Origin of the sequence: Sphingomonas sp. 4RDLI-65 (assembly GCF_049472435.1) — a bacterium.
Classification (GTDB): Bacteria; Pseudomonadota; Alphaproteobacteria; order Sphingomonadales; family Sphingomonadaceae; genus Sphingomonas.
In genome coordinates this window covers 1,072,260-1,094,557 of record NZ_JBCEBT010000001.1, presented here as the reverse complement: position 1 = coordinate 1,094,557, position 22,298 = coordinate 1,072,260, and the positions used below count along the sequence as shown (strand labels likewise).

General features: G+C 64.4%; 22 protein-coding genes. 3 read left to right on the top strand and 19 right to left on the bottom strand.

What is annotated here, in order from left to right; genetic code table 11:
• Positions 1-644: 644 nt before the first annotated feature.
• The 13 genes from VH567_RS04850 to rpsB form a co-directional block, all read right to left on the bottom strand.
• Positions 645-962 carry a PilZ domain-containing protein gene (locus VH567_RS04850; RefSeq protein WP_423323631.1) on the bottom strand — a complete coding sequence of 106 codons (318 nt, stop codon included), beginning with the start codon at positions 960-962 and terminating at the stop codon, positions 645-647.
• Between the two features lie 92 nt (positions 963-1,054).
• Positions 1,055-1,285 carry a 50S ribosomal protein L31 gene (gene rpmE / locus VH567_RS04845; RefSeq protein ID WP_055880673.1) on the bottom strand — a complete coding sequence of 77 codons (231 nt, stop codon included), beginning with the start codon at positions 1,283-1,285 and terminating at the stop codon, positions 1,055-1,057.
• Between the two features lie 104 nt (positions 1,286-1,389).
• Positions 1,390-1,839, bottom strand: coding sequence for a 3-hydroxyacyl-ACP dehydratase FabZ (gene fabZ, locus VH567_RS04840; RefSeq protein WP_423323733.1), 450 nt, complete (start codon positions 1,837-1,839; stop codon positions 1,390-1,392).
• 57 nt (positions 1,840-1,896) lie between these two features.
• Positions 1,897-2,556: an OmpH family outer membrane protein gene (locus VH567_RS04835; protein WP_423323628.1), complete on the bottom strand. Its 660-nt coding sequence runs from the start codon at positions 2,554-2,556 to the stop codon at positions 1,897-1,899.
• Entirely contained in the window at positions 2,556-5,321 is a 2,766-nt protein-coding gene (gene bamA / locus VH567_RS04830) for an outer membrane protein assembly factor BamA (protein ID WP_423323626.1), read from the bottom strand. The genes VH567_RS04835 and bamA overlap by 1 nt, the downstream gene beginning before the upstream one ends.
• Positions 5,322-5,374: 53 nt before the next feature.
• Positions 5,375-6,508 (bottom strand): RIP metalloprotease RseP, encoded by a 1,134-nt coding sequence (gene rseP / locus VH567_RS04825; RefSeq protein ID WP_423323624.1) that lies wholly within the window; start codon positions 6,506-6,508, stop codon positions 5,375-5,377.
• On the bottom strand, positions 6,505-7,662 hold the full coding sequence (locus VH567_RS04820) for a 1-deoxy-D-xylulose-5-phosphate reductoisomerase (RefSeq protein ID WP_423323621.1): 1,158 nt from the start codon (positions 7,660-7,662) through the stop codon (positions 6,505-6,507). Before VH567_RS04820 ends, rseP begins: the two co-directional genes overlap by 4 nt.
• Positions 7,659-8,414, bottom strand: a complete 756-nt coding sequence (locus tag VH567_RS04815; protein WP_132738321.1) for a phosphatidate cytidylyltransferase — start codon at positions 8,412-8,414, stop codon at positions 7,659-7,661. The genes VH567_RS04820 and VH567_RS04815 overlap by 4 nt, the downstream gene beginning before the upstream one ends.
• Before the next feature lie 181 nt (positions 8,415-8,595).
• A complete protein-coding gene (locus VH567_RS04810; RefSeq protein WP_423323619.1) occupies positions 8,596-9,375 on the bottom strand; it encodes an isoprenyl transferase in 780 nt (259 codons plus the stop codon).
• Positions 9,372-9,929, bottom strand: coding sequence for a ribosome recycling factor (gene frr / locus VH567_RS04805; protein ID WP_056055952.1), 558 nt, complete (start codon positions 9,927-9,929; stop codon positions 9,372-9,374). Before frr ends, VH567_RS04810 begins: the two co-directional genes overlap by 4 nt.
• Position 9,930: 1 nt before the next feature.
• A complete protein-coding gene (gene pyrH / locus VH567_RS04800; protein WP_423323617.1) occupies positions 9,931-10,659 on the bottom strand; it encodes a UMP kinase in 729 nt (242 codons plus the stop codon).
• 544 nt (positions 10,660-11,203) lie between these two features.
• A complete protein-coding gene (gene tsf, locus VH567_RS04795) occupies positions 11,204-12,136 on the bottom strand; it encodes a translation elongation factor Ts (protein WP_423323615.1) in 933 nt (310 codons plus the stop codon).
• An 89-nt stretch (positions 12,137-12,225) separates the two neighbouring features.
• A complete protein-coding gene (rpsB, locus tag VH567_RS04790) occupies positions 12,226-13,080 on the bottom strand; it encodes a 30S ribosomal protein S2 (RefSeq protein WP_248525206.1) in 855 nt (284 codons plus the stop codon).
• 325 nt (positions 13,081-13,405) lie between these two features.
• Here rpsB and VH567_RS04785 point away from each other — a divergent pair, with 325 nt between their 5' ends.
• Positions 13,406-13,639: a hypothetical protein gene (locus VH567_RS04785; protein WP_423323730.1), complete on the top strand. Its 234-nt coding sequence runs from the start codon at positions 13,406-13,408 to the stop codon at positions 13,637-13,639.
• On the opposite strand, the gene VH567_RS04780 is transcribed toward VH567_RS04785, so the two are convergent.
• Positions 13,578-14,429 carry a CDP-alcohol phosphatidyltransferase family protein gene (locus tag VH567_RS04780; RefSeq protein ID WP_423323613.1) on the bottom strand — a complete coding sequence of 284 codons (852 nt, stop codon included), beginning with the start codon at positions 14,427-14,429 and terminating at the stop codon, positions 13,578-13,580. The genes VH567_RS04785 and VH567_RS04780 overlap by 62 nt on opposite strands.
• Positions 14,426-15,154, bottom strand: coding sequence for a phosphatidylserine decarboxylase (locus VH567_RS04775; protein ID WP_423323611.1), 729 nt, complete (start codon positions 15,152-15,154; stop codon positions 14,426-14,428). The genes VH567_RS04780 and VH567_RS04775 overlap by 4 nt, the downstream gene beginning before the upstream one ends.
• Positions 15,155-15,307: 153 nt before the next feature.
• On the opposite strand from VH567_RS04775, the gene VH567_RS04770 reads away from it, so the two are divergent.
• On the top strand, positions 15,308-16,528 hold the full coding sequence (locus tag VH567_RS04770; protein WP_056055940.1) for an NADP-dependent isocitrate dehydrogenase: 1,221 nt from the start codon (positions 15,308-15,310) through the stop codon (positions 16,526-16,528).
• A gap of 290 nt (positions 16,529-16,818) precedes the next feature.
• Positions 16,819-18,597, top strand: coding sequence for a cation:proton antiporter (locus tag VH567_RS04765; protein WP_423323609.1), 1,779 nt, complete (start codon positions 16,819-16,821; stop codon positions 18,595-18,597).
• Positions 18,598-18,905: 308 nt separating this feature from the next.
• Here the strand turns inward: VH567_RS04765 and rutA are convergent, their stop codons facing one another.
• The 4 genes from rutA to rutB form a co-directional block, all read right to left on the bottom strand.
• Positions 18,906-19,979, bottom strand: coding sequence for a pyrimidine utilization protein A (gene rutA / locus VH567_RS04760; RefSeq protein ID WP_423323607.1), 1,074 nt, complete (start codon positions 19,977-19,979; stop codon positions 18,906-18,908).
• 9 nt (positions 19,980-19,988) lie between these two features.
• Positions 19,989-20,777 carry a pyrimidine utilization protein D gene (gene rutD, locus VH567_RS04755; protein ID WP_423323605.1) on the bottom strand — a complete coding sequence of 263 codons (789 nt, stop codon included), beginning with the start codon at positions 20,775-20,777 and terminating at the stop codon, positions 19,989-19,991.
• The gene (gene rutC, locus VH567_RS04750) at positions 20,777-21,160 is read right to left on the bottom strand and encodes a pyrimidine utilization protein C (protein ID WP_423323603.1); all 384 of its coding nucleotides are present in this window, start codon (positions 21,158-21,160) and stop codon (positions 20,777-20,779) included. Before rutC ends, rutD begins: the two co-directional genes overlap by 1 nt.
• Positions 21,161-21,282: 122 nt before the next feature.
• A complete protein-coding gene (gene rutB / locus VH567_RS04745) occupies positions 21,283-22,011 on the bottom strand; it encodes a pyrimidine utilization protein B (RefSeq protein WP_423323601.1) in 729 nt (242 codons plus the stop codon).
• Between the last annotated feature and the right edge of the window lie 287 nt (positions 22,012-22,298).

The following is a 22,298-nucleotide window of genomic DNA, read 5'->3' as shown; positions in this document are numbered from 1 at the left end:
CACTCGCATAACCTCCCTTTCGAGAAGCTTGGAGCATCTGGTTTTTTGCGACCGCAACAACCAGACCGTGTGGCCGTTCGCTGCGGTGACACCCCTCTAGGCCCACCCACCCACACCGTCAAACACTTTCTTGCACATTTGTGGCAATTTTCGAAAATCGCCGTGCCCGGCCCTTGGCGGGCCTAGCACAGGCCCACATGAGCTTGAGAGACGTCCTCCTCCTGCAGACTTCTCCTAGAGACATCGGATGCAGGCGGCAGCCTGCGGAGCAAGTGCAGCTATCATGAGGTTTTGCGCTGGCACGGCGCGTGGCGCGCTTGGTTTGCATGCCCATGCTTACCTCTCGCATGAGGCTTGGCCCGGGATCGAGCTATCGTGCTGATATTTCAGCTTCCGCTGGGATGACGGACGGACGGATGGGCGCAGACGGATAACGGATACGCCTCGAGGACGGACACGTTAGGGGGACTGATGTGATGTTCGCCCAAGATATGGGATAGGCCGAAGTGCTGATGGTGACCGGCAGTCGGGCGCTTGGCGCTAGGTACTAAACTGGCGGCTCGCGACATTCGACATCGGCCAGCTGCGGTAGCCAATGGGGATTCGATCATTGCCGCGATCCGGCACACCGCTGAGGGCGTGGATCAGGCGGCGGATTCCTTGCCGACGAGCGCTTCGAAGGCTTCGAGGGGCAATGGTGTGTGGAATTGGCAGCCGGCGGTGAAATCGTCCGCCCATTTTACCTCGGCGACCACTTCGCCGATCTGGGGGAGGTTCAACCAGATGCTGCTGCCGCGCTTCAGCGCGGAATAGGTCTGCAGGCGTGCGCCGTTGACCGAGAGATCGACGACCTTGCAAAGCGTGCGACCCGCCTTGCCTATCCTGACGTCAAGCGAAACCGGCGCACGCGGTGAGCGGCGCCGGCTTTGCATTTCTGCGGGTTCGAATTCGGCTGCAAACATAGCGTTATGCTAGTCCGCCGATGGCTAATGCACGGTTAACGATACACGCCGACCTGCATCTATTCGAACCCGCTATGGGGCAGAACCCCGTTTTACTTGCGGAGCGTGAGACCGCCACCAAAGCGCTTGTTGAAGCGCGCGACCTGGCCGCCGGTGTCGAGCATCGTGCCGCGGCCACCGGTCCATGCCGGATGCGCGAGCGGGTCGATCTCGAGCGTCATCACGTCGCCTTCCTTACCCCAGGTGGTGCGAGTCTGGTACTTGCTGCCATCGGTCATCTGGACGGTGATCATGTGATAATCGGGGTGTGTATCGGCCTTCATGGGAATTCTCCGGTATGTGGCTGGTTCCGACCAGCCTGAAAAGGAAGGCGCGCCCGTACACGGACGCGCCCTATTTTACAAGAATGCGAGACTCGAGCCTCGCCTCAGGCTTTCGGCGGGTCGGCGATCATCGCCGTGAAGTTCGCCTCCGCCACCAGCTGACCGTCGACCAGAGCACGGCCCGCGAACTTGCAGACCGAACTCCGCTTCTGGACGAAGGTCACTTCAAGCTTGAGCAACACGCCCGGCTCGACCGGCTTGCGAAACTTCGCCCCGTCGATCGCCATGAAATAGACGAGCTTGCCCGAACCCGCGAGGCCCAGCGACTCGACCGCGAGTATCCCCGCGGCCTGCGCCATCGCCTCGACGATCAGCACACCCGGCATGATCGGGCGTCCGGGGAAATGCCCCTGGAAGAACTGCTCGTTCATCGACACCGCCTTGATCGCAGTAATCGACGTGTCGAGGATCAGATCCTCGACACGATCGACCAGCAGCATCGGGTAGCGATGGGGCAACGCCGCCATCACCCGCCCGATGTCGAGCGGACCCATGCCGACCTTGCCGGTATCGTTTCCAGTGTCGTTTACGGTCTCGGTCATCAGTGCGACTTAGCGACCCTGTGGTGCAGGACGGGTCGCGGCGGGTGCACGACCGGCGGCTGCCGGTGCGGCACCCTGCTGGCCACCCTGGTTCGGCTGCCAGTTCGCAGGCACCGCCGTGCTGACGGTCGGCACGAGGCGATCGAGCTCGGTGGTAATCGCAGCCGTGATGTCAGCAGTCGGCTGGGCGAACAGCGCTGCTTCCGGACGCAGCAACAGGCTGACGTTCTTCGCGCGGACGGCCGCCGTCACGGCATCGCTGAGCTTCGCCTGGATCTGCTCGATGACATATTGCTGCGCGCGCTGGGCGGGCTGCGTCAGGCGGGCGAGTTCCTGGTTAGCGGCAGTTTCGCGGGCCTGGATCGCCTGAGCCTGCGGACGCAACGATGCTTCGGTGGCACCGGGCGCACGCTGCGCGGTCTGGAACGCAGTGACGAGCGGCTGAAGCTCGCGCGCGACGGCCTGGCGGCGCGTCTCGGCCTGGTCGAGCTGCGCCTTGTAGGTCGTCTCGATCTGACCGCGTGCGGTGTTCCACGCCTTCGAATTGGCGATCGCACCCTGCGCGTCGGCAACCGCAATACCCGAAACCTGTGCGTCGGCAGCGGTTGCGGTCATGGCGGCAGGCGCAACGAGCGCTGCGGCGAGGAGAAGCGTCTTGAACGTCGTCATCAGAACTGTGTCCCTACGTTGAAAGTGATGAGTTTGGGGTCGTCGCCACGCTGCTTGAGCAGCGCGCGCGCGAGATCGATACGAAGCGGTCCGAACGGCGAGTTCCAGTTCACGCCGATACCGATCGACAGGCGTGGCTTTGCGGAATTGCCGAGGAACTCCTCGAAATACGGGCCGTAGCTGCGGGTCGCCAACGTGTTGACCGAGGTGCCGGTGCACGCCCCGCCTTCGGTAGCCGCAAAGCCGACCGCGCAGGTCGTCGCCGCCCCGCCATTGGTCGTGTCCGTCGTCGGCACGATATACTGCATCGCGCCGGCCGCGGTCAGGATCGGCGTCTGCAACGGCAGGCGCGTCACGTTGCCGGCGGCATCGGTAGTGGTCGGATATGCATCGTTCTCGACCGTCAGATCGGGACGCGTGATGTTGAACAGCGAGCCCGCCTGAACGTAGATCGACGGACGCAGGCCGAGTTCGCGCGCGCCCGAGCCGAGCGGGATCTCCAGCTCGATACGGCCGAGATAATAGGCGTTGCCACCCAGCGCATCGTCGATGACCTGGTTACGGTCGGTGACGAGCACCTGCTTGCCCGACGCATCGGTCGTGTAGGGCGTACGCAGGACGCGTGGCCCGACGCCGCGGATATCGAAGCCGCGGAACTGCGGCTCGCCCAGATAGAACCGGTCGGTGATGCGGACCCGGTCGACACCCGACCCGCGGCTGCCCTCGAGCGACCGAATATATCCGCCCTCGGCTAAGCCCGACAGAATGAATCCGCTGCCGATATTATAGTATTTGGCACCTTCGGCGCGCGTGCGGATATACTTCACGTCGCCGCCCAGACCGGCAAAGTCCTGGCTGAACGAGAAGCGCGACCCTGCCGTCGGCCGCAACCGGCTGTTGAGCGTGTCGTGGATCAGCGAATAGCCGATCGACGACGTCCAGCGATTGCCGATGGCTTCGCACAGATACCGGCCGGCCAGCTGGATGTCGCACTTGCCGTTGGTGAAGTACGTCGATTCGCTCAGGCCGACCTCGTCGTAGGACAGGCCGTAGCGCGCCGACAGCGACCAGAATTCGGTGAGCGGCACGCCGGTACGAAGCTGGAAGCCGGTCGACACCTGCGAATAGGTCGTCTGGCGATCGTTGTTGACGTAGTTGAACGAATTATAGTCGCGACGGAAGATATCGCCGCCAACCGCGATGTTCTTGTCGAACAGATACGGCTCGGTGAAGCCCAGCTCGATCGACTTCGAATAGCTCGAATAATTGACGCCGGCGCGCAGTTCCTGGCCCTTGCCACGGAAATTGCGCTGCGTGATGTTCGCCTGGATGATGAAGCGTTCGAGGCTCGAATAGCCCGCCGACAGCTGGAGCTCGCCGGTCGACTTCTCTTCGAGGTTGGTCTCGAGGATCACGCGGTCGGGCGCGGAACCCGGCAGCTGCTTGATCTCCATCTTGTCGGCGAAATAGCCGAGCGAGTTAATGCGGTCCTGCGAGCGCTTCACCTGGAAGCTGTTGAACGCGTCGCCCTCGGCCAGACGGATTTCGCGGCGGACGACCTTGTCCTGCGTCTGCGTGTTGCCGTTGATCTCGATCCGCTCGACATACGTCCGCTTGGCTTCGGCGATGTTGAAATTGATCCCCATCGTCAGCGTTTCGGAGTCCTTCTGGAACTCCGGGTTCACCTCGGTGAACGCATAGCCGAACAGACCCGCGGTCTGGCTCAGGTTATCGACCGAATCCTCGACCAGCTTCGCGTTGTACCAGTCGCCCTTCTTCAGCGGCAGCGAAGCCGCGAGCTTGGTGTTGTCGAAGTCGCGAATCTGGCTGTCGACGGTGACGTCGCCGAACTTGTAGCGCTTGCCCTCCTCCACCACGTACGTGATAATGAAGTCCTTCTTGTCCGGCGTCAGCTCGGCGACCGCCGAGGTCACACGGAAATCGGCATAGCCCTGCGTCAGGTAGAACTGGCGAAGCTTCTGCTGGTCGTAGCTGAGGCGATCCTGGTCGTAGCTGGTCGCCGACGAGAGCAGGCGGAACAGGCGCGACTGCTTGGTCGCCATCTGGCCGCGGATCTGGTCGTCGGAGAACACCTCGTTGCCGAGGATGTTGATCTGGCGAACCTTCGACTTCGGCCCTTCGCTGACCTCGAACACGACATCGACGCGGTTCTGGTCGAGGTTGACCATCTTCGGGTCGATCACCGCGGCAAAACGGCCCTGGCGACGATACAGCTCGATGATCCGGCCGATATCCTGGCGGACCGCGGTGCGCGTGAAGATCTGGCGAGGCGCGAGCTTGATCTCTTTCGTGATCTTGTCGGTCTTGAGCGCCTTGTTGCCCTCGATGATCACGCGGTTGATGATCGGGTTCTCGCGCACGCGCAGCACGATGTCGCCGGTCTCGACGCCGGCGATCGAATAATCCGCGAACAGATCGCTCGCCTGAAGATCCTTGAGCGCCTGGTCGAGTGTTTCGGCGGTGTACGGGATGCCTAGCCGCAGCTTGGTATAGGACAGCACCGTCTCGGGCTCGATGCGCTGCGATCCCTCGACTCGCAAAGTCTTGATCGTCCGGACGGATACCGGAGCCGCCACCGGCGTTACAGCATTGGCCGCACCCGAGACCGGGTTGCGCACGGGCGTCGGCGTAGACGTCGCCACAGGCGCAGTTTGCGCGAAGGCGGGTGCGCCGGAGAGGATCGTGCCTGCCAGAAGCAGGGCGCCCTTCCGCGCGAAATCGTAACCGTTGATCGCTGTCACCAAACCCACCCTAAAAACGTGCACATACAAGGCGGGCCCGCCCTGCCCTATCGTGGTCAGCCGATCAAGCCGGCCAGATTCTTCCAAAGGCCGAAATTACCGAGATCGTTGAAGGTCACCAGCAGCATCAGCGCGAGAATCGCTGCAAGGCCGCCGCGAAATGCCCATTCCTGAACCTGCGGCTCGACCGGGCGCCGGCGCACCGCTTCGATCGCATAAAAGAACAGGTGGCCACCATCGAGCATCGGCACTGGCAGCAGATTGATGAACCCCAGATTGATCGAGACCAGGGCGATCAGGAACACATAGGCGTCGAGCCCGAGCGACATCTGCTCGCCCGACACCTTCGCGATGCTGAGCGGCCCGCCGAGTTCCTTGACCGACCGACGCCCGGTGATCACCTGCCCCAGCGTCTCGACCATCATCGACACGATCTCTCCGGTGCGCTTTACCGCGACGACCGGCGCCTCGATCAGGCTGACGGGGATGATGACGGGCTTGCTGCCGGCGATGCCAAGGCGGCCGATCCGGTATTCGTTGCCGAAGCGGTCGCGCTGCAATTCGGTGCCGATCACGACATCGCGCGACACCGTCTGGTCGCCGCGCACCGCATCGATCCGCGTGCTCTCGCCGGCGCGGATGCGGGCATAGCGGGCGAGATCGTCAAACGTCTCGACCGAACGCCCGCCGATCGCGGTGATCCGGTCGCCGACCTGCAAGCCGGCGGTGGCAGCGGCGCTGCCGGGGACCGTGCCACCAACGACCGGCGGCATGCGGATGTCACCGTATGCAAACGCGAAACCGGCGAGAATCAGGATCGCGACGACGAAATTGACGACCGGCCCCGCCGCAACGACGATCGCGCGCTGCCATACCGGCTTCGACTGGAAGGTGCGCTGGCGTTCCTCGGCGGGCAGCGACAGCCATTCGGCCGAGGGCTGGCTCGCCGGGTTCATGTCGCCCGCGAACTTCACATAGCCGCCGAGCGGGAGCCAGCCGAACTTCCAGCGGGTCCCGCGCTTGTCGGTGAAGCCGGCGATCTCGCGACCGAAACCGACCGCGAAGGCATCCGCCTTGATCCCGAAGAAACGTCCGGCGAGATAATGTCCCATCTCGTGCACGAACACGAGCGGCCCGATCACCGCGGCGAACGACAGGATGGTCAGCAGGATACCGGGTGTTTCGATCAAACCGCGCAATCCTTCACACGCTTGCCCGCCAAGATCCGCGCCTCGGCGTCGATCGCCAGCACGGCATCGACGCTGTCCGGTGCGGCCGGGTTATAGCGCATTAGCGTATCCTCTACGATTGCGGCAATTTCGAGGAAACAAATCCGCCGCTTGAGGAAAGCCTCGACCGCGACTTCGTTGGCGGCGTTGAGGATCGCCGGCCGCGCCCCGCCCGCATCCAACGCTTCGCGCGCGAGTCGCAAGGCCGGGAAACGCACCGGATCGGGCGCCTCGAAGTCGAGTCGGCCGATCGCGACCAGGTCGAGCGGAGCCATCGGCGTCGCCATCCGGTCCGGCCACGCCAGCGTGTGCGCGATCGGCGTCCGCATGTCGGGTGGACCGAGCTGGGCGAGAACCGAGCCGTCGACATAATCGACCAGGCTGTGGACCACCGATTGCGGGTGGATGACGATCTCGATCCGATCATGCGCGATCGGGAACAGCCGCGCGGCCTCGATCAGTTCGAGGCCCTTGTTCATGCAGGTCGCCGAATCGACCGAAATCTTCGCGCCCATCGACCAGTTGGGATGCTTGACCGCCTGTTCGAGCGTCACGCCGCGCATCTGCTCGGTGGTCCAGTTGCGAAACGGACCGCCGCTGCACGTGAGGATGATCCGCCGCACGCGCTCGGGCCGAGTCGCGTCGAAGCACTGGAAGATCGCGTTGTGTTCGGAATCGGCAGGCAACAGCGTCGCGCCGGTCCGCTCGGCCGCGGCGAGGATCACGTCGCCGGCCGAAACCAACGGCTCCTTGTTGGCGATCACGACGGTGCCGCCCTGTTCGATCGCCGCCATCACCGGCTTCAGCCCCGCGCACCCGACGATCGCGCCCATCGTCCAGTCCGCACCCGATGACGCCGCCTCGGCAATCGCATCGGCACCACCGCCTGCGCGGATGCCGGTACCCGCCAGCGCCTCGCGCAATTCGGGGAGGCAGCCTTCGTCGGCGACCACCGCGAACTCGGCCTTGGTCCGGATCGCGGCGGCGGCGAGTTTGATCACGTCGCAATTGGCGGTCAGCGCGACGACACGGAAGCGGTCAGGCTCCCGCTCGATCAGGTCGAGCGTCGAGGTGCCGACCGAACCGGTCGCCCCCAGGATCGTGACGCTCTTCATGCGTAGAAATGCGGCAGCAGGACAAGGAGCGCCGCGACCGGTGCGACCGGCACGAGCCCGTCGAGCCGATCCATCACGCCGCCATGGCCGGGCAGGATGTTGCCGCTGTCCTTCACGCCTGCCACTCTCTTCAACCAACTCTCATAAAGATCGCCCATCTGCGCGAGCACGGCGAGCACCGGCGTCGCCAGCGTCATCCGCATCGGCAGGCCGTATTGCGTGTGCAGCACCGCCGCGACAGCGCTCGCCAGCACGACGCCACCTATCAGCCCCGACCATGTCTTGTTCGGGCTGATCACCGGCGCGAGCTTGGGCCCGCCCAGCGTCCGCCCGGTAAAGAACGCGCCAATATCGCACGCCCACACCAGCGACAGCGCCCACAGCGTGAAGAGGATACCCTCGTCCTGCCGCCGGATGATCATCAGCGCGAGTACCGGAAGGCCGCAATAGAGGATGCCGAGCGCGAGCGGTGGCTTGCGCGTGGTGATGACGACGAAGAACGCCGCGCCCGCGAGCAGGCCCAGCGTGAAGAAATCGTGGATCACCAAGATCAGCGACGCGGGCGCCATCAGCGCGAGCGGCACCGACAGCGCGAACTGCGTCATCCGCTTGGTCTTGGCGTCGGCGCCTTGCAGCATCGACCATTCCGCCATCATGAACAGCGCCGCGACCACACCGAGCACCCAAAACGCAATCCCGCCCAGCGTCAGTGCAATACTGGCGACGGCGATCATCGCGACGCTGGCGATCATGCGGAGCTTCAGGTTGGACGGCGTTCGCAGCACCTGGTCGGGCGCGTTCGCCGGGTCTGGCAGGGTCGTCAAAAGGCCACTCCAAACCTACAAGTGTTCCCCCGCAAACGCGGGGGTCCAGGGTCACGCATGCTAGCGTCCCTGGCTCCTGGGCCCCCACGTTCGCGAGGGAACAGGAAATTCACAGGCCACCGTAGCGGCGCTGGCGTTTACCGAAGGCCGCGACGGCGTCGGCGAGCGCGGCCGCATCGAAATCGGGCCAGAGCGTGTCGACGAACAGCAGTTCCGCATACGCCGCCTGCCACAACAGGAAGTTCGACAGGCGCTGTTCGCCCGACGTCCGGATCATCAGGTCGAGCGGCGGCAGGTCGTGCGTGTCGAGTTCGGCCTCGATCGTGCCGACGTCGATGCTGGCAGGATCGAGCGCACCATCACGCGCACGCTCGGCAAGACGCCGTGCCGCGCCGACCAGCTCGGCATGCGCGCCGTAATTGAGTGCGATCGCTAGGATCGGACCGGTATTGCCCGCAGTCCGCGCGATGGCGTCATCGACCATCGCCACCAGATCGGGCGAAAAGCTGTGATAGTCGCCGATCACGCGCAACCGGACGTTCTCGCGTGCGAGTTCGTCAAGGTCGCTGCGGATGAAATGCCGCAACAACCCCATCAGGTCGCTGACCTCCTCGGCCGGACGTCGCCAGTTCTCGGACGAGAACGCATACAGCGTCAACGCCTCGATCCCCATCGCCCGCGCCGCCCGCGTCACTTTCCGGACCGCCTCGACGCCAGCCTTGTGCCCGGCAAAGCGCGGCAGGAACCGCTTCTTCGCCCAGCGGCCGTTACCGTCCATGATGATCGCGACATGACGCGGCACCGCGCCGCCCGCAGGAACGGCGACGAGCGGCGCGGCAGAGGTAGCCCCGGCCGAAGCCCCCGCCGATGCAGCGCCGAACGCCCTCACTTGCCCAGGATTTCCTTTTCCTTGGCGGTCGCGGTCGCATCGAGCTCGGCGATGATGCTGTCGGTCAGCTTCTGGACTTCGGTCTCGTGACGCTTGCGCTCGTCCTCGCCGAACACGCCCTTCTTCTCGTCAACCTTCAACGAATCCATCCCGTCGCGACGGACGTTGCGGACCGCGATGCGCGCCTTTTCGGCGTACTGGCCGGCAAGCTTGGCGAGCTCCTTGCGGCGCTCTTCGGTCAGATCCGGGATCGGCAGACGCAGCGTCTGCCCGTCGACGATCGGGTTGAGCCCGAGGCCCGCCGAACGGATCGCCTTGTCTGTCGGGCCGACGTTCGACTTGTCCCAGACCTGCACGGACAGCATGCGCGGCTCGGGCGCCGACACGGTCGCGACCTGGTTCAGCGGCATCGACGAGCCGTACACCGTCACCATCACCGGATCGAGCAACGCGGTCGACGCGCGGCCCGTGCGCAAGCCTGCGAGATCGCTCTTCAGCGCTTCGACGGCACCCGCCATGCGGCGTTCGAGATCGGTCTTGTCGTATGCGGCCATCTTAAAGCTCCTGCTCGTTCTGGACGATCGTCGACACGCCATCACCCGCCAACACCGCGGCGAGATTGCCGGGTTCGCGGATGTTGAAGACGACGATCGGGATGTTGTTGTCGCGGCACAGCGCGATCGCGCTCGCGTCCATGACCTTGAGGTCGTCGGACAGCACGCGGCTGTACGATACCGTCTCGTAGCGCACCGCGTCGGGGTGCGTCTTCGGGTCGGCGTTATACACGCCGTCGACCGAGGTTCCCTTGAACAGCGCGTCGCACTTCATCTCGGCAGCACGCAGCGCGGCGCCCGAATCGGTGGTGAAATAGGGGCTGCCGACGCCTGCCGCGAAGATCACGACGCGACCCTTTTCGAGGTGACGCTCGGCGCGACGGCGGATGAACGGCTCGCAGACCGACGCCATCGGGATCGCCGACTGGACGCGCGTATCGACGCCGATCTGCTCCAGCGCGTTCTGCACCGCGAGCGCGTTCATCACGGTCGCGAGCATGCCCATGTAATCGCCGGTCGCGCGGTCCATGCCGCGGGCAGCACCCGCCATGCCGCGGAAGATGTTGCCACCACCGACGACGATGCAGATCTCATAGCCCCTGGCCTTGATGTCGGCGATCTCCTGCGCGACGCGCGCGGTGACCTCGGTGTCGATCGACAGGCCGGAATTGCCCATCAGGACTTCGCCCGACAGTTTCAGCAGGATACGTTTGTAGCGCGGAGGCGTCATAAATCTCGAATTGTGATTGGCGGGGCGGCGCGGACCTTAGGCGGCGAGGCCTGAGATGTGAAGCGCTGCGCGGCGCGTGCATCGAAACTGGATGGAGACGGGACGGAAAATCCCCGGTCGCTAAACGCGCGCACCAGAGAACTATCGTCATTCCCGCGAAGGCGGGAACCCATACTGGCTAGCGTCTCAATAGATCACCGGCCGCGGAGTATATGGATCCCCGCCTGCGCGGAGATGACGGAGCAGCGCCAAGGCTACCCCGCGACCCTTCTCCCCCACGGGGAGAAGGGGGCCCGGTAGCGCCGGATGAGGGGAAGTGAGGTTCGAGACCTCGCCACTCCCAATCCAAGGACCCGGACAACAAAACGCCCGCCAACCCCACTCCGTCACCCCGGACCTGTTCCGGGGTCCACCGCTCCGCACACTCAACTCTCGGCGAGAATGCGGGACCGTGGATGCCGGAACGAGTCCGGCATGACGGAGGATATTTGGCGAGCGCCCGATCTCCAATACCCTCTCCCCGAAAGGGCGAGGGTAAGTCGGCTTACGCCTGCGGAACGCCGCTCGCCGCAGCAACCTCGGCTGCGAAGTCGGACTGCTCCTTCTCGATGCCTTCGCCGAGCTGGAAGCGGACATAGTCCACCAGCTTGATCTCGGCGCCCGCATCCTTGCCGGCCTTGGCGACGACGTCGGAGATCTTGGTCTTGCCGTCCATCACGAACAGCTGGCTGACCAGAGCATGCTCCTTGCGGTACTTGGCGATACCGCCCTCGACCATCTTGGCGATGATGTCGGCAGGCTTGCCCGACTCGGCGGCCTTCTCGGTCGCGATCGCGCGCTCGCGCTCGATCTCGGACTCGTCGAGGTCGGCTTCGTTCAGCGCCTTCGGGAATGCCGCTGCGATGTGCATCGCAAGCTGCTTGCCGAGCGCCTGGAGAACCTCGTCCGAAGCCTCCGACTCAAGCGCGACGAGCACGCCGATCTTGCCGAGGCCGGGGGCCGCCTGGTTGTGGATGTAGGGCACGACCGCACCCTTGCTGACTTCCAGCGTGCGCGAACGGCGCAGCGACTGGTTCTCGCCGATCGTCGCGACGTTGTTCGTCAGGACTTCCTCGACGGTCTTGCCCGATGGCATCGCCTGCGACTTGAGCGCCTCGATGTCGCCACCGGTTGCGAGTGCGATCTGCGTGACGTCACGGACGAACGACTGGAACTGCTCGTTCTTGGCGACGAAATCGGTCTCCGAATTGACTTCGACCGCTGCACCCTTGGTGCCCGATACGGCGACGCCGACCAGGCCCTCGGCCGCGGTACGGCTGGACTTCTTGGCGGCGGCTGCGAGCCCCTTGGTGCGCAGCCAATCCATTGCCTGCTCCATGTCGCCCGCGTTCTCGCTCAGCGCCTTCTTGCAATCCATCATGCCCGCGCCGCTCTTCTCGCGCAGATCCTTGACCATCGCTGCCGTGATATCGGCCATGTCTCTAATCCTTTTTAGGTCTGAATATGGTTGCGGGCGAGGCAGAGCTTTCGCCCTACCCCGCCCGCATGACGGTTCGGCGACGACGCTTATGCGTCGATCTGGCGCTCACCCTCGGCTGCGAATTCTGCAGCGGTATCGGCATTCGCAGTTGCCTGCGCCGTGTCAGCCGTAGCTTCGACGGTCGGCTCTGCGCTCAGTGCCTCTTCCTTCGGCGGCTCGACCATCGCGCCGACGTCGGCACCGGTGCGGCGCTGCTGCTCCTGGCCGCCGCGCGTCGCGGCGATCGCGATCGCCTCGCAGTACAGGCGGATGGCGCGGGCTGCGTCGTCGTTCGCGGGAACCGGGAAGGCGATGCCGTCCGGCGACACGTTCGAATCGAGGATCGCGACGACGGGAATACCCAGCGTGTTGGCTTCCTTGATCGCCAGCTCTTCCTTGTTCGCGTCGATCACGAACATCACGTCGGGAATGCCGCCCATGTCGCGGATGCCGCCGAGCGAAAGCTCGAGCTTGTCCTTCTCGCGGGTGAGCTGAAGGACTTCCTTCTTCGTCAGGCCGACAGTGTCGCCCGACAGCATTTCCTCGAGCGTCTTGAGCCGCTTGATCGAACCCGAGATAGTCTTCCAGTTGGTGAGCATGCCGCCCAACCAGCGATGGTTGACGAAGTGCTGGCCCGAACGACGCGCTGCGTCCGCGACGGGCTCCTGCGCCTGGCGCTTCGTGCCAACGAACAGGACCTTGCCGCCACCGGCGACAGCCGACGAGACGAATTCGAGCGCACGCGCGAACAGCGGCACGGTCTGCGAAAGGTCGAGGATGTGGACGCCGTTACGATCACCGAAGATGTAAGGCTTCATCTTGGGGTTCCACCGATGAGTCTGGTGGCCGAAATGCGCGCCCGTTTCGATGAGCTGCTGCATGGAGACGACTGGAGCCGCCATAGGGATATATCCTTCCGGTTGTGCCTCTGGGAAGCGGATGACGTCGTGGCCGAATGACCGTGACGCACCGGGCTATGATGCCTCCCATGCGGGGTTAGAGGCGCGGCCCTTAGCGTGGCTTTATGGGAAAAGCAATCGCACACGGCCCGCTTGACTCATAGAACGCAATGAGAACATAAAGGGCTCAACGGGGAACAGATGTTCGACTCGGCGCTGATTCGAACCGGTATGGCCGGATTCAAAATGCGACGAATGGAACGATGTTTCTGACCAAGTGTTTGCGGACATTGAGAATTTGTTCGCAACTCATAGGAAGGCGGACGTGATGTTGGTTCTGAGCTTCATGGTTTTTGCTGGTGCATTCGCGGTCGCGGGCATGATGATCGTCTCGTCGATCGCGCCGCAGTGGGATCGTATCGTCCGCCTCGCGATGGGCAATGTCGAACCCGCGTTCCAGCCGCTCCGCACATTGGCCGTGGCGGAACGCCGGATCGCAGTCAGGCGCTGGGCGTCGACAACAGCTCCGGCACCCGCCCGCCGCTGGAACGCTGCCGCCTGATCTTGGCGTAGCTCGCGATGCTGAACGGCATCGAGATCAGGTACAGTACGCAGATGATGCTGAGCGTATGCCAAGGCGCGCTCACCATCGCGGCCCCGAGCAACACGACGAGCGCGATGGCCTCGAACCGGATGTTGCTACGGAGTTTGACCGAACTCCACGAGTAGGTCGCGATGCTGGACACCATGAGGAGCGCGACGAACGCTACCCATGGCGCGACGAAGTAAGGCGATGCGAATTTCGGCTCGTCGGTCCAGAACCAGAAGAACATCGGCATCAGTGCCAAGCCCGCACCCGCTGGGGCCGGAACGCCTGTCAGGAAGCCAGCCGATTTGTGCGGCTGATGGCTCTCGTCGATCTTGGCGTTGAAGCGTGCAAGACGGAGCGCACAGAATACCGCGAAGATCAGCGAACAGATCCAGCCGACACGCGGCAGCGCTGCCAGCGACCAAAGATACACGATCAGCGCAGGCGCAACGCCGAACGAGATCGCGTCGGATAACGAATCAAGTTCGGCGCCGAAACGGCTTTCGCCGTGGAGCATCCGGGCGATGCGGCCGTCGAGTCCGTCGAGCACGCCGGCAACCATGATCATCGCGACGGCGCTTTGCCATTCGCCGCCGATCGCAAATCGCACGCCGCTAAGGCCTGAGCACAACGCCAGTGCTGTTACGGCATTGGGCGCGACCGCACGCAGCGGAAGACCGCGCGGCGCACGGCGGGTGCGACCGAACTTTCCGCGACCACGGGCGTCGGTCGAATCGTCATCGATCTCGTCGCGATCGATCATTGCGCGACACCACCAACCGGAACGCCACCGACGCGACCAAGCACGGTCTCGCCTGCAATGCTGCGCTGGCCTAGGCAGACCTGCGGTACGACATGATCGGGCAGGTATACGTCGACGCGGCTACCGAACCGGATCAGCCCGATGCGCTGGCCGGCCGCGACCATGTCGCCGGCCTTGACGAAGCCGAGGATGCGCCGTGCGACCAGTCCGGCGATCTGCGTGAAGCCGATCCGCATGCCGTGACGATCCTCGACCACGAAATGCTGACGCTCGTTCTCGTCGCTGGCCTTGTCGAGATCGGCGTTGAGGAACTTGCCCGAAATGTAGACCACCTGTCGAACCGTCCCCGCGACAGGCGTACGATTGATATGCACGTCGAACACCGACATGAAGATCGACACGCGCACCAGCGGCGCATCGCCGAGACCGTTCTCGCCGGCGAGTTCACGCGGGATCGGCACGCGCTGGATCATCGTGATCAGCCCGTCGGCCGGCGCCACGATCAGCCCTTCGCCCTGCGGCGTGGTACGGATCGGATCGCGGAAGAACGTCGCGACCCAGATCACAATCCCGACCATCGGCCAGAACAGCACGTGGCTGACGATAGTCAGCAACAACGTGATGCCAGTCGCGATCGCGACGTACTTGTGGCCTTCCGGGTGGACTGCGGGAAATCGCCATTTGACCGTGGAGGTCGTGACGGGCGGCTTGTCGAGCGATGCCATAACCGCCGGGTCTATCCGTGCCGGACGTGCGATACAACGACGAACCGGCTTTTCCTTACAGGACCATGTGTTGCTCGGCCATTGGCCAATGGTTGATCGTGGCGGCGCGCTCCCCTAGACGCTCCCCAAACCCCTCCCCCGAAGGACGCGCACATGGCGAAGATCAAGGTAAAGAATCCGATCGTGGAGATCGACGGCGACGAGATGACCCGGATCATCTGGGAATGGATTCGCGAGCGCCTGATCAAGCCGTATCTCGACATCCAGCTCGACTACTACGATCTCGGCGTCGAGCATCGCGATGCGACCGACGACCAGGTCACGATCGACAGCGCGCTCGCCACGCAGAAGCACGGCGTCGCGGTCAAGTGCGCGACGATCACGCCCGACGAGCAGCGCGTGACCGAGTTCGGCCTGAAGAAGATGTGGAAGTCGCCGAACGGCACGATCCGCAACATCCTCGGCGGCACCATCTTCCGCGAGCCGATCGTGATCAAGAACGTCCCCCGCCTGATCCCAGGCTGGACGCACCCGATCGTCGTCGGCCGTCATGCATTCGGCGATCAGTACCGCGCGACCGACTATCTGGTCCCCGGCCCCGGCAAGCTGCGCCTCGTCTTCGAAGGCGACGACGGCACGGTCATCGACCGCGAAGTATTCCAGTTCCCGTCGGCGGGCGTCGCGATGGCGATGTACAACCTCGACGATTCGATCCGAGATTTCGCGCGCGCATCGATGCACTACGGCCTCAACCTGAAGTGGCCAGTGTACCTGTCGACCAAGAACACGATTCTCAAGGCCTATGACGGCCGCTTCAAGGATCTGTTCGCCGAGGTGTTCGAGGCCGAGTTCAAGGACAAGTTCAAGGAAGCGGGCATCGTCTACGAGCATCGCCTGATCGACGACATGGTCGCATCGGCGCTGAAGTGGAACGGCGAGTTCGTCTGGGCCTGCAAGAACTACGACGGCGACGTCCAGTCGGACCAGGTCGCACAGGGCTTCGGCTCGCTCGGCCTGATGACCTCGATCCTGCTGACCCCGGACGGCAAGACGGTCGAAGCCGAGGCGGCGCACGGCACCGTCACGCGTCACTTCCGCATGCACGAGCAGGGCAAGGCCACCTCGACCAACCCGATCGCGTCGATCTTCGCGTGGACCGGTGGCCTGAAGTATCGCGGCAAGTTCGACGACACGCCCGACGTCACGAAGTTCGCCGAGACGCTCGAGCGCGTCTGCGTCCAGACGGTCGAGAACGGCCACATGACCAAGGATCTCGCGATCCTGATCGGCCCCGACCAGCCGTGGATGACGACCGAGCAGTTCTTCGAGCAGGTGCGGTCGAACCTCGAAACCGAAATGGCAAACTGGGCCTGACCTGGCTTTCCCGCTCCCGATGACGGGAGCGGGGTTAGCTTGCACGAGCGCGCCCTTTTCGGGTTTGTGCTCCGCCAATACGCACCTCCCCGGCTAAGGCCGGGGTTCCAGTTGGGTAACCTCGCCGGTCAAGACGGCGCTTCGTTACCGCGACCTTCCCAACTGGGCCCCGGCCTCCGCCGACGAGGCGCGCGTGCTGGAAACATTGCGGAGATATGCACGTGCACGTCGATTGGCGGCGCAGTATTTCTTCCTGACAAATGCGTCATGCGTCCCCTAAGGTCGCACGCATGGCATTACGGCTCGACAATCAAGGTTTCAGCGACGCGCTCGTCATTCTCGGCGCGGCCGGGCTCGTCATTCCCGCGTTTGCGCGGTTCCGGGTCAGCCCGGTCATCGGCTTCATCCTGGTCGGCCTGCTGGTCGGCCCTGCTGGGTTGGGTTCGCTCACGGGGTCTGCGCCTTGGCTCTATTACCTCACCATATCCAACCCTGAATCGATCGAACCCTTCGCGGAGTTCGGCATCATCCTGTTGCTGTTCTCGATCGGCCTCGAACTGTCGTTCAAGCGCCTGTGGTCGATGAAGCGCCTCGTGTTCGGCACCGGCGCCGCCGAACTGATCGGCTCGGCGCTGATCATCGGCGTGGCGCTCCACTTCATCGGCCAGGAATGGGCGGGCGCAATCGGGCTCGGATTCGCGCTCGCGTTATCGTCGACTGCGCTCGTCCTGCCGCTGGTCGGGACCACCGGTGCAGTCGGTCGCGGTGCGTTCGCGATGCTGCTGTTCGAGGATCTGGCGCTCGTCCCGATCATCTTCGTACTCGGCGCGCTCGCTCCGACCGCGAGCGCCGACGGCTGGTCGAACATCGCCGGCGTCGCGCTGCGCGGAGGGCTGACCGTGGTCGCGATGTATATCGGCGGGCGCATTGTCCTGCCTCGTCTGTTCGGACAAGCCGCGCGGACCAAGAGCCCCGAGCTGTTCCTCGCCGCATCGCTGCTGGTGGTGATCGTCGCGAGCGTCGCGACGACCGCCGCAGGGCTGTCGCCGATCGTCGGCGCGCTGCTGGCCGGGCTGCTGATTGCCGAAACCGAATATCACAGCGAGGTCGAGGTCATCACCGCGCCGTTCAAGGGCCTCGCGCTCGGCGTGTTCCTGATCACCGTCGGCATGAGCCTCGACCTCCGGCTGATCGCGCAGAACTGGCCGTCTCTGCTGCTCGCAGTGACCGGCGTGGTGGCGACCAAGGCCGTCGTCACGTTCCTATTCCTCCGCGTCGCCAATTCCCGCCGAGGTGTTGCCGCTGAGACCGGACTCCTGATGGGCAGCCCGTCCGAAACGACGCTGATCGTGCTCGCCACTGCGGCGCAGGCCCAGCTGATCCTGCCGTCGACCGCGTCGTTCTGGCAGACGGTGACGGCGATCGGTCTGACGATCACGCCGCTGCTGGCGAAGCTTGGCCGCACCGTGTCGCGGCAGTTGGAAAGCCGGTCGGTTGCCGATGCGGGCGATGTCGAGATCGACGACGACGGGCCCGGGACCGTCGTCATCGGCTTTGGCCGAGTGGGTCGGATGGTGGCGGACATGCTTGCGGTCCACGGCCAGAAGTATGTCGCGGTCGAGGCGGATATCGATTCGGTCGAGGCAGCTCGGGCTCAAGGGCATCCGGTGCTGTTTGGCGACGTGGCACGGGCGGGACTGGTCGATCGGTTGAAGCTGCATACCGCCAAGGCGCTGATCCTGACGATGGACGATCCGGTGCTGACGGTGCGGCTTGCGCGGCGGGTGCGCGCGTTGGCGCCGGACCTGCCGATCGTGGCGCGTGCGCGGGATACGGCGCATGCGGCGGAGTTGTACCGCGCGGGCGTGACCGATGCGGTGCCGGAGACGCTGGAGAGTTCGCTGCAGCTGGCGGAGGCGGTGCTGGTCGATCTTGGGGTCGCGATGGGGCCGGTGATCGCGTCTATCCATGAGAAGCGGGACGAGCTGCGGCAGGAGATCAAGAAGGCGGCGGATATGATTGCTGAGCCGCGGATTCGTAAGGCGAAGCGGACGCCTCGGGCGGCGTAACCCCCTTCCCGCGCGCCGCTTGTTCTCCCGCGAAGGCGGGAGTCCAGTCTGGGCCCCCGCCTTCGCGGGGGAACAGCTTGGTTCACGATGGCCTATCCCAACCGCCTCCCCGGCGGAGGCCGGGGCCCAGTTGGAAAGGTGGTCGTAACGAGGGGCTGTCCGCTATTAGCTCCGTTTTCCAACTGGGCCCCGGCCTTCGCCGGGGTGGTGGCTGCCTTGTGATGACCCTGCGTGCGCCCCTCTTGCCCCGGTAGGAGAAGGAGAGGCGAAAAGAAGGTTAGGGAGGGTTAGGCCAATATCGGGTTTCTTCAGTTGGCCATCACGCCTTCGCGGCTCTTCATAAGTGGTTGTATTCGTTCGCCGAATGCCTCCACCCCCTCCAGAAAATCGTCGAAGGTCAGGAGGACGCCGCCGGTGTTGGGGACGGCGGCCATCTCGTCCAGCATCCGCGCGACGCTTTCGTACGAGCCTACCAATGTGCCCATGTTGATGTTCACCGCGCCCTCGGGGGCGGCGAGCTGGCGGACGTTGGTGTCCTTGTTGTGCGTGTCCTTGGCGCCTTGGTCGATCAGCCAGGCGATCGCATCGACGTCGACGCCGGCGTTGTAGTGTTGCCACTTCGCCATTGCCTCGTCGTCGGTTTCGGCAGCGATGATCATGATCAGAACGAAGATCTGCACGTCGCGGCCGGTCTTGGCTGTGGCAGCTGCTAGCCGCTCGTTGTTGAAGGCGAACGCGGTCGGAGTGTTGACGCCCTTCCCCAGACAGAACGCGTAGTCCGCCCATTTCGCCGAGAACGCCAAGCCGTCATCGGACGAACCGGCGCAAATGATCTTCATGTCGCCGGTCGGCTTGGGCCAGACGCGGCAGTCGGTCATCTGGTAATAGTCGCCCTTGAAATCGGACGTGCCCTCCTCCCACAACTCGCGGAGGATGTGGGCATATTCGTCGAGCATCGTGTAGCGATTGCGGAAATGCTCGTCGCCGGGCCACATCCCCATCTGGGTATATTCGGGTGGTTGCCAGCCGGTGATGAGGTTCAGCCCGAACCGCCCGTGGCTGATCGAATCGATCGTGTTGCACATCCGAGCGGCATAGGCAGGGGGCACCAGCAGCGTGGCGCAGGTCGCGTAGATCTTGATCTTCTCGGTGACGGCGGCGAGCCCGGCCATCAGCGTGAAGCTCTCGAGACCGTAATCCCAGAATTCGGTCTTGCCGCCGAAGCCGCGCAACTTGATCATCGACAGCAGGAAATCGAGGCCGTGCTTCTCCGCCGCTTGCGCGATCGCCTTGTTGAGATCGAAGCTCGGTTTGTATTGCGGCGCGTTTTCGCTGATCAGCCAGCCATTGTTGTTGATGGGCACGAAGACGCCGACCTGCATATGCCGCTCCTATTCGCCGTCGAGCCAGTCGAGCAGCCACATGTTGAAATGGTCCGCGCGCGTCACGTTGCAGGCGTGTGCGCCCGCCGCCATCCGGGCAAGCTGCGCGCCTGGGATGCCGGCGGCAAGCTTTTCGGACGCGGACGGTGGCACGAGCATGTCGTCGTCGGCCGCGACCAGCAAGGTCGGCACGCGGATCTCGTCGAATTGGCCGGCGATGTTGAACCGGCGGACGGCCGCGACTCGTCGCTGGATCATTTCCACGCCGGGAAAATGCGCGAGCATGTCCTCTTCCTCGTCCTGAATCCGGTCGTGGTGATCGGATATCCATTGTGGCGGGTAGAGGAACAGCGGTTGCGCATGGAGATATGCGCGGGGGCCGCTGTCATTGAGCAGTGCGAGGCGCGTGTCGAAACAGCGGGCGGTGTGCGGGTCGAGCTTGGCCCAGCCGTTGATGACGACGAGTCGGTCGAGGCGTTCGGGCGCGGCCAAGGCGAGCGCGAGACCGATATGGCCGCCGAGCGCGTGGCCGATGAAGGTGCAGCGGTCGAGCCCGATCGCGTCCATGAGCGCGACGACGTCGGCGGCCATAGCCTCGACGGTGAGGTCGCCGGGAACGTGGCGGTCGGAGCGGCCGGTGCCGCGGTGGTCGTAGATGATGACGCGGTGGCCGGCGCCGAGGGCGGCGAGGTTGGGCTGCCAATAGCTGCCCGAGCCGCCGAGGCCGCTCGACAAGAGGATCGCCGGGCCATCGGGCTGGCCGTGCTCTTCCCAGTGGATGCCGCCCGCGGTTCCCATCAGGCGAGGTGGGCTATGCTGGCGATCTCGACCAGGCACTCGGGCTTCACGAGTTCTGTCTTGATGCAGTAGCGGGCGGGCTTGGGGCCGGGGAAATACTCGGCATAGACCGCGTTGAAGGCGGCGTAGTCGGCGAGGTCCTTCAGGAAGATGTGGTTGAAAGCGACGTCCGCGAGCGTCGCGCCAGCGGCTTCGAGCGTGGTCTTGATGGTGTCGAGCACCGCGCGGGTTTGGGCGGCGGCGTCGCCGATGTGGAGGACCGTGCCGCCTTCGCCTAGCGCCAGTACGCCCGAGACATAGACGGTGTTGCCGGCCTTCGCGCCCGCCGAATAGGGCGCGATCGGGGTCGGGAACTGGGGTGGGTTGATGGCTTCGAACGGCATCTGAGTTCCTTTTACCTAGCGAACTAAACGGTTCCCCTGCGAAGGCAGGGGGCCAGGATCACGAGCGCCAGCGTTCCTGGTTCCTGGGCCCCCGCGTTCGCGAGGGAACAGAAGTACGCCGGTCACTTCGGCAACTGCCCGAACGAACCGCAGAAATCGCTTACCGTGCTGACCCAGCCGAAGAATTTCTCGACGTTGTAGACGGTGGCCGCCTGCATCCCGGGCGGGCCGAGATGGTGCGTCGCGTCTTCCAGCATCACGCCGAAATATTCGAGGTGGAAGCCGTCGCGCAGCGTGCTCTCCACACAGACGTTGGTGGCGATGCCGACGAAGACGATGTTGCGGATGCCGCGACTACGCAGGATGCTGTCGAGCTGCGAATTGAAGAACGCGCTGTAGCGGGTTTTCTGCACCCGGATGTCGCCGGGTTGGGGGGCGAGCGCGTCAACGATCTCGTAGTCCCAGCCGCCGCGGGCGAGGAACTGCCCGTGGAGTTCGGGGCGGGCTCGCATCGTCTTGAGCGCGTTGGACTTGTGCCAGTTGGGCGAGCCGGGGCCGCCGGCCTCGACATAGTCGGGGTCCCAGCCGTTCTGGAGGAACACGACCGGCATTTTTGCTGCGCGCGCAGTGTCGAGGACCTTGGCGATCCGGGCGATCGTACCGGCCGAGCCGCTGATGTCGAAGCCGGCCGTGTCGACATAGCCGCCGGGTGAGGCGTAGGCGTTCTGCATGTCGATCACGACGACCGCGGTTTCGGCGGAGTCGAGGCGGAGCGCTTCCGGTCGTGCGGACAACGTGACGGCGTTGGTTTCGTTCGCGCCGGTTCGGATGATCGGGGGGGCCGCTGTCATTGTGACAAGCTCGCTGGATCGCGGGAATTGTGCAAGTGCGAAATGATCGGGGGTGTCGGGCGTCCTCGATCACACGAAGAAGCGTGTTTCCCCGCGAAGGCGGGGATCCAGACTGGGCTCCCGCCTTCGCGGGAGAACAAGGAAGGGTGAGCTGTTCGTGCATCGTCTCACTCGCTCGTCCACCGACCCTCCCGTCATCACAGCGAAAGCTGGGACATCCCCGTTGTGGAAGGGTGTGGCTCGAACCGGGAGATCCCAGCTTTCGCTGAGATGACGACGGGGGAGGG